Genomic DNA, 14,386 nt, shown 5'->3' on the forward strand with positions numbered 1-14,386 from the left:
TTTAAACTCATAATTCATAACTTATAATTTATCACTCAAAAACTATTTGTTTAAGATCATTGCTGCTTCTTTCGCAAAATACGTAAAAATCATATCGGCTCCGGCTCTTTTAAAGCAAGTCAAGCTTTCAATAATTGTCTTATCATTATCCAGCCAGCCGTTTGCTGCAGCCGCTTTTACCATCGCATATTCACCGCTTACGTTGTAAACCGCAATCGGAAGATCGATCGCTTCACGAACTTTAGAAACGATATCCAAATACGGAAGTCCCGGTTTGATCATAATAATATCTGCGCCTTCATCGATATCTTTGAAAACTTCGTTTAACGCTTCTCTTGAATTATGAAAATCCATCTGATACGTTTTTTTATCCTTCGGAATTTCCATATCATCTTTCGGCGCGCTGTCTAACGCACTTCTGAAAGGTCCGTAGAATGAACTTGCATATTTTGCGGCATAACTCAAAATTCCCACATCTGTAAATCCGCTGTCTTCCAATGCCTCACGAATCACTTGTACTCTGCCATCCATCATGTCACTTGGTGCCACAATGTCCGCTCCGGCTTCTGCATGTGACACAGACATTCTTGCCAATGCGTCATTTGTAGCATCATTTAGAATTTTTCCGTTTTCGATAATACCGTCGTGACCGTAGATTGAATAAGGATCCAACGCCACATCGGGCATAATCACCATCTCAGGAAGGGCATCTTTTATCGCTCTGATGGTATTTTGCATCAGTCCGTTTTTATTCCATGCTTCTTTTCCTGTATTGTCTTTCAGGTCTTCTGAAACTTTCATGTAAAGATTGACAGCCTTTACTCCCAAAGAAAATAATTCCTTACATTCTTTCACCGTTAAATCTATGCTCCTCCTGAAAATTCCCGGCATCGACGGAATTGGTTCCTGCTTGTTTTCGCCCTCCATTACGAAGATCGGCATTACAAAATCACTTGTTGTAAGAACATTTTCTCTTACCAAACTTCTTATAGATTCATTTACCCTAAGCCTTCTATTTCTTGAATGTATCATTTTTGGAATACTTTTTGAATAAGTTTCTGCAAATTTAATATAACTTCTACAAAAAACTATTGCAGAATATCATAGAATGTATTAATTTTGTTTATAACTATATGTAATATAATTTGATGAAAAAACTTTTACTTTTATTTATATTTTTAGGCACATTTGTTGGATTTTCCAACGCATTAAGTGCGCAGGTGAGAGAGCCGGGAGCCTTCTCTCAGAAGTCTGATGACGGTGTTCTCGTTGCCTATCCGAATCCTGCAAAGGACTTTCTGATTTTTAAGGCAAAAGATACTTCTTTGAAGATCAAAAGTGTAACTTTTTATTCTATTTTGGGTACTCAGGTTGCCAACTATTCGGTAAATATGAACTCAGGGGAAGTAAATATTGAAAAATTAAAACCCGGAAAATATTTAATACGATATGTTTTAAGTGACAACACACAGAAGGTTACTCAAATCGTAAAACAATAAAATTAAATCCTGATAATCATCAGGATTTTTTCTTTTAGCTGAATTCTGTTTTAATAATTCCGTAACTTTCGGGATATTTTTATACTAATTGTAAAAAACAATTTAATGCTAAAAGCAGAACATATCAGGAAGACTTATAATGCCGGTAAAAAGGTAGCTTTGGATGATTTCAGCATCCATGTTCCAAAAGGCAGTATTTATGGTCTTTTAGGTCCCAACGGAGCCGGAAAAACTTCTTTCATCCGTATCATCAATCAAATTACGCAAGCAGATTCCGGAGAAATAGAAATCAACGGACAAAAGCTTAATCCCAATCATATTAAAGACATCGGATACATGCCTGAAGAAAGAGGGTTGTATAAAAATATGACCGTAGGCGACCAGCTTCTTTATTTCGGAGAGCTGAAAGGCATGAGTAAAAATGATGCACTGAATGAAGCAAAAAAATGGTTTGAAAAGCTACACATCGATCAATGGTGGAAGAAAAAGCTTTCCGAACTTTCAAAAGGGATGGCTCAGAAAATTCAATTTGTTGTAACTGTTTTGCACAGGCCTCATCTTTTGATTTTAGATGAACCGTTTTCTGGTTTTGATCCGGTGAATGCCAATTTAATTAAAGATCAAATCATCGAACTTAAAAATAACGGAACTACGATTATTCTTTCGACCCACAGAATGGAAAGTGTGGAAGAAATGTGTGATTATGTAGCTTTAATCAATAATTCAAAAAAGATCATCGACGGAAGAGTTTTCGATGTAAGAGAAAAATTCAAGAAAAATATTTTCGGAATTACATTGGCTGATGTAGATCATTCTCAACTGGAAAGTTTTAAACAAAAATATGAGCTTTTCAATTTTTCGCATGAAAATAATCTGACCTCATTCGATATTAAAAATGAAACCGAGCAGAACCGTCTTTTACTTGATCTGGTAAACGTAGGAAAAGTACGATCTTTTGATGAAAAAATCCCTAGTATGAATGAAGTATTTATTAACGCCGTAAGCAACAACTCTTAATTTTATGAATAATATTTTTTTAATTACAAAAAGGGAGTTTCTTACACAGGTGAAGAAAAAATCCTTCATTATATTAACGCTTCTCGCTCCTATTATGCTGATTGCTTTTGGAGCTGTTATTGGTTTAATGTTTAAAGCCAATGAGTCTCATAATATTATTGAAGTTGTTGATAAAAGTGGATTATTTAAAAATCAGTTGAAGTCTGACGATCAGCTGAACTATATTTACGTTTCTGCAGCCGACGAAAAATCGAAGATGAATAATCTTAAAAGCAATGAATCGGTAAACGGAATTTTAATTTTACCCGAATTAAGAAATCAAGATTTTAATGATCTTCAAAATAATTCGAGACTGGTTATTAATTCTAAAATAGGTTTTAAGACAAAGCAAAAGATTGTTTCAGACATTAATGAAGTTATTAAAAAGGAAAAGATCAAACAATTGGGAATCGCAGAAACCCAACTGGAAAATCTTGATAAAAGTTTCACTTTGAAAACCATTAATGTTTCAGAAAACAATAAAGAAGATTCGGATCTTGTTTTTGGAGTTAAAAGTGTATTGAGTATGCTTTTGATGTACGTTACTTTCATGTTCATCATTATTTATGGCGTAAGAGTGATGCGAAGTGTTCTGGAGGAAAAAAACAACCGCGTGGTGGAAATCATTATTTCTTCTGTTAAGCCTTTCGAACTGATGATGGGGAAAATATTGGGAGTAACGATGGTTGCTTTAACACAATTTGTTGTTTGGATCACGATGTCGGTAATTGGCGCGTTGGTTTTGAATACAGGGTTTAATACGCTTCCAAAAAATATTCCGGGAAATGAAGAAGTGATGGGTAAGTTTGATATTTTACAAATAGGAACTCAGGTTTCTCATAGTTTGCTGGAACTGAACTTCCCTTTAATTATCTTCGTTTTCATTGTGTTTTTCCTATTGGGATACATCTTTTACAGCTCGATTTACGCAGCCATTGGTTCTGCAGTAGACAATGAAACGGAAACGCAGCAATTTACATTATTTGCCATATTACCATTAATGTTAGGAATGTACGGAAGTTTCTCTTTGATGAATAATCCTGACGGGCCGCTTGGTTTTTGGTTGTCTATTATTCCGTTTACGTCGCCTGTAGCGATGATTGCAAGAATTCCTTACGGTGTTCCGGCTTGGCAGATTGCGCTGTCTATCACTCTTCTTTTAGCCACAACTATTTTCATGATCTTTTTGGCGGGGAAAATTTACCGTGTTGGTATTTTAATGTACGGAAACAAAGCGACACTGAAAGAGATCTGGAAATGGATTAGAGGATAGGAATAATTGATGGTTTTTAGTTCATGGTTGATAGTTGATAGATAATAGTTTTATACTTCAACTTTGTCAAAATAAAATTTACTTTTCAATAAAAACAAAACTCCCGAGAAATACATCTCGGGAGTTTTTTATGTTTCAAATGAAATATTCTTATTTGAAGATATAGGATAGTCCTAAACTGATAACCTGCTCAGATTTGTTTTTATCAGAACCATTCGGCTCTTTTCTAAGACCTTTATAAGTGTCTGATAAACCTAAATCATATTTTAACGCAACTTCTAACTGTCTTTTATAACTATACCCAATACCTAATCCTACTCCAAAGTTAAAGCTGTTTGCTTTACCATTTACTCCAGGGTTGTTAGGATCTGTTGCATCTGGATCATAGTAAGGTCTTTTTGCAGGAACGTTTTTCACGTTTTGGCTTAACAAGAAGTTGAATCTTGGCCCTACCATTCCAAAGAATTCTGATTCTGCTTCAGAAAAATATCCTTTGAAATAAACAGGAACGCTCAAATAATCGTTAGCATACACTGCATTATAACCATCTACGTTTTTAGCATCTTTATCTTTTCCTGTTTCTCCGGCTCCGTAGTATAAAACCTCCGGTTGAATATAAAACTGGTTGTCTTTACTGATTGGAATTAAAGCCAAAAAACCTGCCTGAAAAGTATATCTTGGTCCGGAAGGGTTATGTGCATTTTTTACTCTGGAATAGTTACCTCCTGCAGTAACCCCGAATCTTGTTCCGCTAAAAAGACCTCCTCCTTTAGTTGTAGTAGGACCTTCTTGTGCGAAAGACAATGTTGATAGGGTTAATGTGGAGATTAATAAAAATTTTTTCATATGTTTTTGTTTAATTTTATCCTAAAACTTTAGCGATCGTAGCACCAATTTCAGCTGGAGAATCTACTACGTTGATTCCGTTTTCTCTCATGATTTCCATTTTCGCCTGAGCTGTATCTTCAGCGCCACCTACGATAGCACCAGCGTGTCCCATAGTTCTACCTTTAGGAGCAGTTTGCCCAGCGATGAAACCTACAACTGGTTTTGTAGAACCGTTAGCTTTGTACCATCTTGCAGCTTCAGCCTCAAGACCTCCACCGATTTCTCCGATCATTACAACTGCTTCAGTTTCTGGATCGTTGATGAATAATTCTAATGCTTCTCTTGTAGTAGTACCGATAATTGGGTCACCACCGATACCGATTGCTGTAGAAATACCGTAACCAGCTCTTACAACTTGGTCAGCAGCTTCATAAGTAAGAGTTCCAGATTTTGAAACGATACCTACTTTTCCTTTTTTGAACACGAAACCTGGCATAATACCAATTTTAGCTTCTTCAGAAGTAATGATTCCCGGGCAGTTTGGACCGATCAATCTGCAGTCTTTGTCAGCGATGTAAGATTTTACTTTCACCATATCCGCTACCGGAATACCTTCAGTAATACATACGATAACTTTGATACCTGCTTCTGCAGCTTCCATAATAGCATCTGCAGCAAATGCAGGTGGTACGAAAATAATACTTACGTTAGCTCCAGCCTTTACTACAGCATCTGCTACAGTATTGAATACAGGCTTTCCTAAGTGCTCGCTACCTCCTTTTCCCGGAGTAACACCACCTACAACGTTTGTTCCGTATTCGATCATTTGGCTTGCATGGAAAGTACCTTCGTTCCCTGTAAATCCTTGTACAATTACTTTAGAATCTTTGTTTACTAAAATTGACATTTTATTATAATTTTAATTTATTTATTATTTTTATTAATGCTCACAAATTTACTTATTTTTCTTTGAACTGATGAAAAAAAAGTAAGTTTATTCTAAGCTTGGCTAAGAATCATAAAATTGCTTTTCCTTTTGAGAGAGAGGATTATATTCTGGAGTATAATAACTGGGATTATATTGATAAAGGAATATTAATTTACTCTTTTATCCTATTAAATTTATAAAATAAATAAGGTGTTTCATTCTGAGCTCGCGCAGAATTTATCAACTTTTCAGAATCTTTTATATCTGTTGAAAATCCATAATATTTATTATTTTGCTTAAATAATAGAACTACTGGCTGTGCCGTTTTATTAAGACTTTTAGATGTTCCTGTATTATTTTGTTGTTTCTTATAGAGTTTAAGTGTATCCCCTGAAATTATATAATTGCATTTATAATCTATTATATATCCTCCAGGCGCTTCTGTTGGAAATTCAGATTCCATTCGGTTATCATTATGATAGGTGATTTCATTTAGAGAAATTACCAGCTCATACCATCCAATTCTATTTTTAATTTCATCATAAGATTTTAATGATTCATCATCTGAATTAATAAATGTTCCGACCCATTGATCTAGATTAGACAATTTATTTTTTCTTTGTGACGCTAATTTATTTATATAGTTTTCTCTCCATTTATCTTCTTTTAAGACATCACTTTCATTATGAACATTAAATATATCTATAGTAACATAGCTGTTATTTGATGAGTCATACTTGTATAAAAATACTTTCCGAGGAATTAATTGAGTATAAGGCGCATCCATATTTGGAGTATATTTTAGAAACTCTTTAGGAATATGAAAAACCCAAATATCAAAATCATTGCTTATTTTTTTGAAAGATTGCTCATTTAAGCTTCTTTCTATAGCTGCATCAACATCTTGATTTGTATATTTATTAATTTGTTGAGCATACCAATTTTCTGCTCCAACTTTAGGTACTAGTATAAATGTAGCTTCGCCATTACTATATTTGTAATCAAAATTTCTGTATATACCATCGTACTGAGTAGAAGTTATACCTTCAAGATCATCAATAGGATAATTGATAAAGTCTAAGTTTTGAGAAACTTTGGTTTCATTGTTTACATTATTTCCCTCCCTATTTTTTTGGCAATTAATCAAAATTGTAAAGAATAAAAAACAAAAAATTATCTTTGCTACCTCTCTCATATTCTATTTTTTATCCAAACAAACGATCACAAAAACCTTTCTTTTTTTCTGGCAGTGGCTCATCATCTGCAAGAAAACTATGCTTCTTTCTCTCTGTTTTTGCTACTTCCTGAAAAACCTGTTCATTTGGTATATATCCTACTCTGCCATCAACTCGTATAAAATCCCAACCGGAGATTTTGCTCAAGTATTCAATTTCATTTTTTACAGCTATCTCTGTTGAAAAACTGTTGAAATCGGCGCGGTCGTAAATAATTATTGGTTTGTCGGTATTTGGAATTTTTGTTTTGTTTAAACTAAAATCTGGTTGTACCCAATTGTTTGTGTCAACGCCACCGGTACGTGCATCTTCATAAACAGTTTTAAAATCCGGAATATTGTAATAATTATTTTTCTTGAATTCGTCATCATAATTTTTACCACTCAACATTGGGAAAAAGCTGTAAGCATTTGTATTATCAATCATACCTATCTTAGTGGCGTAGTAAGATATCAAACCCAATAATTTAGCTTTTTGAGAAAAATTAAGTTCATTATTAGTTTCAAATTTTTCTTTCATATTTTGTACCACAAACGTCATATACATTAAAAAATCATGTCTTTCTTTGGCTTGCCAATTTTTAGCCAAATCAAACACTTCTTTATTAACCATTATTTCTCCACCACATTTTTGATTCCAAATTATTTTTTCTAGTTCTTCCTTCTTTTTATAATTATTTTCTAAAACAAATGCCAAAAGATCTTTGTCTTTTACATACCCAAAGATTTTAACTAAGCTTTCCAAGAATATTTTATCATTAAACTTTAGCCATGTGAAATCTGCTTTGCTATCGTTGAATAGATATTTGTTACGGGCTAGAGTTGTCTGAGGTACATTAATTGAATAGTCTTTCCCATTAATTGAAAGAATATTTTTTAAAAAGGTGAAGTTTGTAATCAATTTATTTTTTTTGTCAAAAAATAAATTTCCTGTCTCAGTATATGATTCGAATAAATTGTTTTCTAAAGTTTCTTTTCTTCCATCCATGGAATTTCCATGATAAACAAAATATCGATTTCCTAACTCTCCATAATCTACACATTTTATATTGATATTAAAAACATTCTTTATTTTGTCAATAAAATCTTCATTCGAAATAATTTTATAACCTTGATTTTTTAATCCTTGACTTAAAACGTCTGATAAAACATCTAAATCATTTTGCGACAATTGATATTCGTCTTCAGTTTCTTCATTTTCTAGTTTTTTTTGGTTTTCAAGTATTTCACTTAATTTATTTATATTTAATATATCTGCTTCTTGAATTTTATCATTTTTCATAATAGAGTTATTTATATCTTTTCTATCATCTTTTTTATTTTGACATTGTAAAAAAATTGTGCTTAATAATAAAAAGCTAAGTATTTTATTTTTCATAATCATTTAATTTGTTTTTCCTTCCAGCAACAATTCCATATTTTATATTAATTTCATTAGATGTTTCGTAAATATCAGAATCGGTTAAGTAATCCGCAGAAGTCACTTCATAATCTACTGGAATATAAAAGCCATATAATTTCTTCTTTTTACTATTACTTGTATACTCACCATAGTTATCAAATCTAATTGTATTATCCTGATTACCCCCAATTAGAATATATCTTCCGGATTTAGTCATTCCATATAAAAATCCTGTATGCCCTTTCCACTTAGATGAATGTTTATAAACAACTATACATCCATAAATTGGTTTGTCAATTTTTTTATATTTCTTTCCTGCAACCGCATCTAAAGGAGCTAAGGAAGCCGCAGATTTTGCATTTGAATAAGATGTTTCATTAATAGCCCAATTCATAAATGCAGCACACCAAGGTCCATTTTCTCCATCTGTTGGTTCAAAAGAATTATTACAATACATTAAATATTTTTTTGCATTATTATACATGGGATTTTTATCTTCGGTACATCCTTTCATTTGTTTTGCAACATTTATTGCTATATCCATCCAAGGTGCTCTTTTACCATTAGAAGCTTTTTTTTCTTCTTTAATATTTTCACACTTATTCAAAAACTTATTGTTTTCACCAGGTTGATAGTGCTTTATTTTAAGTTCATCTTCAATTTCCCAAATATAAGTTTTCCCATTATTAAAGCCATATCGTTGGTCATATATTTGTTTTGTATAAACCCATTTTCGTCTCTTTATATATTCATCTTTTTCTTTCATAAAAGAACCATTTGAAGCGTACCCATATTTGGTTACCCAAGGTTCTCGAGTAATATTTATTTTTCTTTGTTCTAATGTTGTATTACTTCCATCGCCATCAGGAACCGAAATACTTTCATCAAAAACTGTATGATCGGGCTGATCACCTTTTCCAACGTCTCCCGGTTTTAAAACTTGAAGATAAAAATCAACAATTGTTTTCATTTTATCTTTCTTTTGTTTTAAATACTTTTCTACATAATTCATTTGCTCATTAAAAGTCATCTTTGCCAATGCATCATATGTAGTTCCCAAAGTAGAAGCCGTTGTTGCACTAAACTGAATGAGCCCTATATACTTAACTCCCCTCCGCTTACTCCTTTTTTAGCAGGATCAAATGTCGCGGCTGTTTCCAAATGCATTACCGCCATGAGCATATTGGCTTTTTCAATTTTCTGACTTTCACCCCAAATATTTTTACCGACTTCTACTACTTTTTTCCTTTTTTCACAAGTCATATTGGCATGCCCGCCCCAAATCAAATCGTATTCCTTACAAACACAAGTTGAATCTATATTTTTATTATCCTGCTTCTCCACCAACACCGGCTTATTGGTTTTATCCACTTTTTTAGCAGGTTCTTTATCTTTTGTCGCCGTGGCAATTTTACTTTCTGCAACATCCCAAAGCTCTTTTCCTCTGTCGAACATGGTATCCCAAATGCCTTTTTCTTCCTTTTTACTTTTAGGCTTTTGTGTTGCCGGAGAACCTTGGGCTTTTGTTGGATGTTGAGTTTCTTTAGGCTTTTGCCTACTTTCATGTTTTATTGGCGGCGGAACCTTATAGAGAGGGTTTTGCACATTTACATTTTTAGAATCATGCTTTTTATTTTTATAATATTCTACCGTAACATAAAATTCTAACTGACCTTCCTGCTCCCCTCTCATAGCTTTGGTCATAAGTCCTTTTGTTAGCATAAATTCTGCAACAGCCAATCCGTTTTTAGGATTTACTTTTGCTTTTGCGGTTTCTACCAAAAGATTCTTGGGATCATGACCTTTTCCCTTTACATCATCTTCCCATAAGGTAAACAACAGTTCTTCATTTGCAAGATTTACACAATGGGCCTTGGCTCTTAATTTTTCAAAAAAACTAAAAACATTGCCTTTTTCATCATCAATATAATGAAGCTCCACTTTATTAATCTGCGGAACTTTACTGGGCTGCGGATTAATGATTAACGACATCGGCTCTTTGCCTTCAGGGTGATTCAGATACGCTTCAAGCCTGTATGTATACCGCCACGCTTTTTCACCAAACGTAAAATGACTTATCCCTTTTTTCTTAATACTTGTAGAAACAAATTGTCCGCTTTTTCGTTTGATGAATAATTCCCACGTCACATTCATGGGGTTTCTCTCCAGCAAAGGGGTATCCGGATACCATTCTTCAATTGTATACATCATCTCTTTACCAACGACCGGAGATGTATTTCCGGATATTCTGTAAATTCCTTTTTTAGACATTCCTATACTTTTTTGGGGTTAATAAGCATCTAAACCGTCCAGTTCATCCAACAGCTCATCAATATCCATAAAGGGATTAAACAAATGCACCTTCAATGAACTTGTATTTTCAAGATTCTGTTGACTGAGCTCAATGCTCTGCCCATGCTTTATAATGCTGATGCAGTCTTTTCCTCCTACAGGGCAAGTCGCTTTACTATCTTCCAGCAAAGATTTCCCTTTATTCATTTCAATGATGATATTTTCGTAATAACTGCTCCATTCGGTAACTGTGGCCTGACAAGGATTGTTATTCATTTTAGAACAGCTTCCGAAACTGTTTTTCTCAAAGGTTGCTCCAAGTTCTTTATTCGTGGCGGCGAGTTTGGTTTTACAATCTTTGTCGTTGATGTAATGTTTATTCTGTGTTTTTACTTTCAACTTATCAGGAGCAGTACCAAACTTGCACATACAAGTTGCACCCTGACATACACGATATTTTGTTGCCATCAGATTTGTGTTTTTTTAATGGTTATGTTTATAATTTCAGTTCTGTTATGAAGATCAACTTCTGCTTCTTCCAGCATTCCATATTCTATATCCTGCTTATATTTTACATTCATCTGAAAATCAGAATTATCTTTTTTTCTAATATCCTGAGAAATGTAATAATATTTGCTGTTGACATCTTCATGTTTCAGAATCACATTTTTTACAATACATAATTCATTCAGCAGTTTTATGTATTTTTTACAGATTCCGTCTTCGTAATTCCCCATTCTACCGCGTAACAATAGCGCCCAAAGAATATTAGAATTGAGGTAATCGCTCAAAATATCAGAATTACAAATTTTATAACCCACCTGTTCTATTAACTTACCTCCTATTTCACCTTCAAAAAGTTCTTGTAAATCTGGTTTACGCTGTTTCCATTTTTTCCTTAAAGTATATATTTGATTAATTTTTTCAACTAATCCCTTCTTATTCACATAAATTTCTAAAGGAAAAATAGTTTTATTTAATTCTGAAGACATAATTTCAACAGAAAAACTAGGCAGCTTATCATTACATGTAATTTCAGACTGATGAATTCTTAGCGGATGCAATTCATCTTCATTTTTATTAAAATGCTCTACAGTTAAAGTCTGTTTATATATATTTTCCGAATCTTTTTCATGAATCGTCACCAAATAACTGCAAATCATTGCTCGACAAGGAAAATTGAAGATTCTGTTGCGGAGTTTATGAAATTTACGGTCTACATTTTCCTGTCTTCTTTCATTACGTTTTGCAATCATTCTTGCAATATCGTCTTTATTCGGAATGAAAATCTCCTGACCTTCATACAAACCTTTTCCTAAATGGTTTTTATCTTTAGGAACATGAAGATGATGGAAAGAAAACAACATTTTCACATCCGGAATATCATATAAAGCCGCAATTTCTTCCAAAGTTTCACCTTTTTTCACAAAATGAGTGATCACATAAATGCTCATGGCTAAAAATGTATTTGAAGGTAAATTATAGAAAATGTCGGAAAATAAGAGAGAAGGCGAAGGCCGTGTAAGTTATGTTTTTTCATCTAAATTAAATTGTGTTTGATGTCTAAAATTACAAAAATAATTGACACAACATCTCAACTTAGTGAAAAATATTTCGTGCAATAAAAAAGTACAACATTTCTGTTGTACTTTGTATTTTTAAACTGAGATTAGAAGTATTCATTGCATAAATGGCACAACGTCATTTCGAGTAGATTTTGAAAAAATCGTATCGAGAAATTATCATTATTTGAAAAAAGTTCTCGATACGTTTTTCTCCATTCCATTACGAAAAACACTCGAACTGACGGATTTTTTTTTAATCTTATGTCTTGATTATTTTAAATTTCTCAGCTTCACTTCTTTTTTCAGATAGGTTTTGTAATCCTCGGCAAACATACCGATATAAGTGCCTTTTTCAAGATCTCTGTTGACTCCGGTTTTACCTAAAAGAACAGAACCACTTTCGATCTTATTTCCGGAAGCGATACCTACTTGTCCCCAAAGTGTAACTTCGTCGCCAATGATACAACATCCCGCAACTCCCACTTGAGAAGCAATCAAACATTTTTTACCAATAATGGTATCATGCCCGATCTGGATTTGATTATCTAGCACAGAACCTTCCCCAATGATCGTGGAGTCTGTAACGCCTCGATCGATGGTACATCCGTTTCCGATTTCCACATTATTTTCGATCACCACATTTCCGACAGAAATTAAACGGTCGAAATTTCCGTTGAGCTTACGATAATAAAACGCGTCGCCACCCAAAACGGTGTTTGACTGGATTACTACATTGTCTCCAATCACCGTTCTGTCACCAATCACAACATTTGGGAAAATAAGCGTATTTTTTCCGATTACAACATTGTTTCCAATAACTGCTGTACTATGGATTTTTGTGCCTTCGCCAATTTCTACATCATGTAGTTCTTCCGTGAAATTATAAATTCTCGTAAAGTGTGTATTGATCTTATTGAAATCTCTAAAAGGATCGTCTGAAACCAACAATGCTTTACCTTCCGGGCACTCCACTTCTTTATCGATCAAGATAATAGTTGCCGCAGAATTTAGTGCTTTATCGTAATATTTCGGATGATTAACGAAAACAATATCACCTGGTCTTACCCTATGAATTTCGTTGGTTCCCAATACTTCAAATTCTTCTGAACCTACGAATTTTGCGCCGATAATTTCAGCTATCGTTTTTAATTTCTGTGGTTGATGAAACGTCATGTCTTTAAATGATGTTTGGTTATCAACTTTGTCAAAGTTTCGAACTTTGACAAAGTTTTTTGCGGTTTACATTTGCAGCCCAGCCTGAGTGAAGCTCTTTTTGTTTTGGCTGAAAAGCCGAAACAAAAAAGCGGGAACGGAGGATGGAAATAGCTGCCCTAAAAAATAAAAGCTGAAAGTTATGATGCTTCCAGCTTTCTATAATTTTTTTGAATAATTATTCTTTTACTCTTTCTAAGTAAGAACCGTCTTCAGTGCTCACTTTAATTTTGTCTCCCGGCTCGATGAACAAAGGAACCATTACTCTTGCTCCCGTTTCAACGATTGCGTTCTTAAGAGCATTGGTTGCAGTGTTCCCTTTTACACCCGGATCAGCTTCTACAACTTCAAGATAAACAGACTGTGGCAATTCTGCAGAAAGCGGAGTTTCGTCAGCTTCTTTCAAAATGATCGTTACCTCTTCACCAGCTTTCATTAGGTTTGAGTTTTCAATCATTTCTTTATTTAAATATAATTGAGAGAAGTCATCATTATTCATGAAGTGGAATCCGTTCTCATCATCATAAAGATACTGGAACTTTCTGGTGATCACTTTTACTTCCTCGATTTTATGACCTGCAGAAAAAGTGTTATCAATAACTTTTCCGTTGGTTACTGATTTTAATTTTGTTCTTACGAAAGCAGGCCCTTTACCTGGTTTTACGTGAAGAAACTCGATTACTTTGAAAATATCATTGCTGTATTCAATACAAAGCCCTTTTCTGATATCGTTACTTGTTGCCATTAATTTTATATATTATTTGCTTTTATGTATTTGTATTCCTCTATCCTGAGGAGTTATCATCCAGTCCGCATTATTATTAAACGAGCTGGCTTTATATTGTAATTTATCTACATTCAGCTGAATCTCAGAAGTGTGTGGATTGGCCGTTCCTAAAATTGAATTTCCAATACTTTTCTGTCTCAGCATGTCATTTAAATTACTTTTAGCAATACTGTCATTGGACTTCACGGTAATTTTTCGTTCCATCGACATTTTGCTGGCTTTTTCAATTTTTAATCCTTCCGTTTGCTGTCCATATAATGAAGACATCGCAGAAAGCGTTATAAATAAGATTAAATTTTTCATTTGTGTG

15 protein-coding genes are annotated in these 14,386 nt (G+C 33.6%); 3 read left to right on the top strand and 12 right to left on the bottom strand.

Annotation, left to right across the window (positions count from 1 at the left end; translation table 11 throughout):
• Positions 1-42: 42 nt before the first annotated feature.
• Entirely contained in the window at positions 43-1,032 is a 990-nt protein-coding gene (gene hemB / locus OXQ85_RS00550) for a porphobilinogen synthase (protein ID WP_267401663.1), read from the bottom strand.
• Positions 1,033-1,148: 116 nt separating this feature from the next.
• On the opposite strand from hemB, the gene OXQ85_RS00555 reads away from it, so the two are divergent.
• From OXQ85_RS00555 to OXQ85_RS00565, 3 genes are all read left to right on the top strand, one after another.
• Positions 1,149-1,499, top strand: a complete 351-nt coding sequence (locus OXQ85_RS00555) for a T9SS type A sorting domain-containing protein (RefSeq protein WP_267401665.1) — start codon at positions 1,149-1,151, stop codon at positions 1,497-1,499.
• Between the two features lie 105 nt (positions 1,500-1,604).
• Positions 1,605-2,516 carry an ATP-binding cassette domain-containing protein gene (locus OXQ85_RS00560; protein WP_267401666.1) on the top strand — a complete coding sequence of 304 codons (912 nt, stop codon included), beginning with the start codon at positions 1,605-1,607 and terminating at the stop codon, positions 2,514-2,516.
• A 4-nt stretch (positions 2,517-2,520) separates the two neighbouring features.
• On the top strand, positions 2,521-3,828 hold the full coding sequence (locus tag OXQ85_RS00565; RefSeq protein WP_267401667.1) for an ABC transporter permease: 1,308 nt from the start codon (positions 2,521-2,523) through the stop codon (positions 3,826-3,828).
• Between the two features lie 150 nt (positions 3,829-3,978).
• Here OXQ85_RS00565 and OXQ85_RS00570 read toward each other — a convergent pair whose 3' ends face one another.
• The 11 genes from OXQ85_RS00570 to OXQ85_RS00620 form a co-directional block, all read right to left on the bottom strand.
• Positions 3,979-4,674, bottom strand: a complete 696-nt coding sequence (locus OXQ85_RS00570) for a porin family protein (protein ID WP_267401668.1) — start codon at positions 4,672-4,674, stop codon at positions 3,979-3,981.
• 16 nt (positions 4,675-4,690) lie between these two features.
• Complete coding sequence (gene sucD / locus OXQ85_RS00575; RefSeq protein ID WP_267401669.1) at positions 4,691-5,563, bottom strand: succinate--CoA ligase subunit alpha; 873 nt, start codon at positions 5,561-5,563, stop codon at positions 4,691-4,693.
• A gap of 193 nt (positions 5,564-5,756) precedes the next feature.
• Positions 5,757-6,779: a hypothetical protein gene (locus OXQ85_RS00580; RefSeq protein ID WP_267401670.1), complete on the bottom strand. Its 1,023-nt coding sequence runs from the start codon at positions 6,777-6,779 to the stop codon at positions 5,757-5,759.
• Positions 6,780-6,789: 10 nt separating this feature from the next.
• Positions 6,790-8,196 (bottom strand): hypothetical protein, encoded by a 1,407-nt coding sequence (locus OXQ85_RS00585; RefSeq protein WP_267401672.1) that lies wholly within the window; start codon positions 8,194-8,196, stop codon positions 6,790-6,792.
• Positions 8,186-9,280: a TIGR02594 family protein gene (locus tag OXQ85_RS00590; protein ID WP_267401673.1), complete on the bottom strand. Its 1,095-nt coding sequence runs from the start codon at positions 9,278-9,280 to the stop codon at positions 8,186-8,188. Before OXQ85_RS00590 ends, OXQ85_RS00585 begins: the two co-directional genes overlap by 11 nt.
• 35 nt (positions 9,281-9,315) lie before the next feature.
• Positions 9,316-10,491: a hypothetical protein gene (locus OXQ85_RS00595; RefSeq protein ID WP_267401674.1), complete on the bottom strand. Its 1,176-nt coding sequence runs from the start codon at positions 10,489-10,491 to the stop codon at positions 9,316-9,318.
• Positions 10,492-10,509: 18 nt separating this feature from the next.
• Positions 10,510-10,980 carry a DUF4280 domain-containing protein gene (locus tag OXQ85_RS00600; RefSeq protein WP_267401676.1) on the bottom strand — a complete coding sequence of 157 codons (471 nt, stop codon included), beginning with the start codon at positions 10,978-10,980 and terminating at the stop codon, positions 10,510-10,512.
• Positions 10,980-11,966, bottom strand: a complete 987-nt coding sequence (locus OXQ85_RS00605; RefSeq protein ID WP_267401678.1) for a hypothetical protein — start codon at positions 11,964-11,966, stop codon at positions 10,980-10,982. The genes OXQ85_RS00600 and OXQ85_RS00605 overlap by 1 nt, the downstream gene beginning before the upstream one ends.
• Before the next feature lie 381 nt (positions 11,967-12,347).
• Positions 12,348-13,250 carry an LpxD N-terminal domain-containing protein gene (locus tag OXQ85_RS00610; RefSeq protein WP_267401680.1) on the bottom strand — a complete coding sequence of 301 codons (903 nt, stop codon included), beginning with the start codon at positions 13,248-13,250 and terminating at the stop codon, positions 12,348-12,350.
• A gap of 217 nt (positions 13,251-13,467) precedes the next feature.
• Positions 13,468-14,034, bottom strand: a complete 567-nt coding sequence (gene efp, locus OXQ85_RS00615) for an elongation factor P (protein WP_267401682.1) — start codon at positions 14,032-14,034, stop codon at positions 13,468-13,470.
• Between the two features lie 12 nt (positions 14,035-14,046).
• On the bottom strand, positions 14,047-14,379 hold the full coding sequence (locus OXQ85_RS00620; protein ID WP_267401684.1) for a hypothetical protein: 333 nt from the start codon (positions 14,377-14,379) through the stop codon (positions 14,047-14,049).
• Between the last annotated feature and the right edge of the window lie 7 nt (positions 14,380-14,386).

It is taken from the genome of Chryseobacterium sp. GM_Chr_2, from assembly GCF_026540445.1.
In the GTDB taxonomy this organism is placed as follows: Bacteria; Bacteroidota; Bacteroidia; order Flavobacteriales; family Weeksellaceae; genus Chryseobacterium.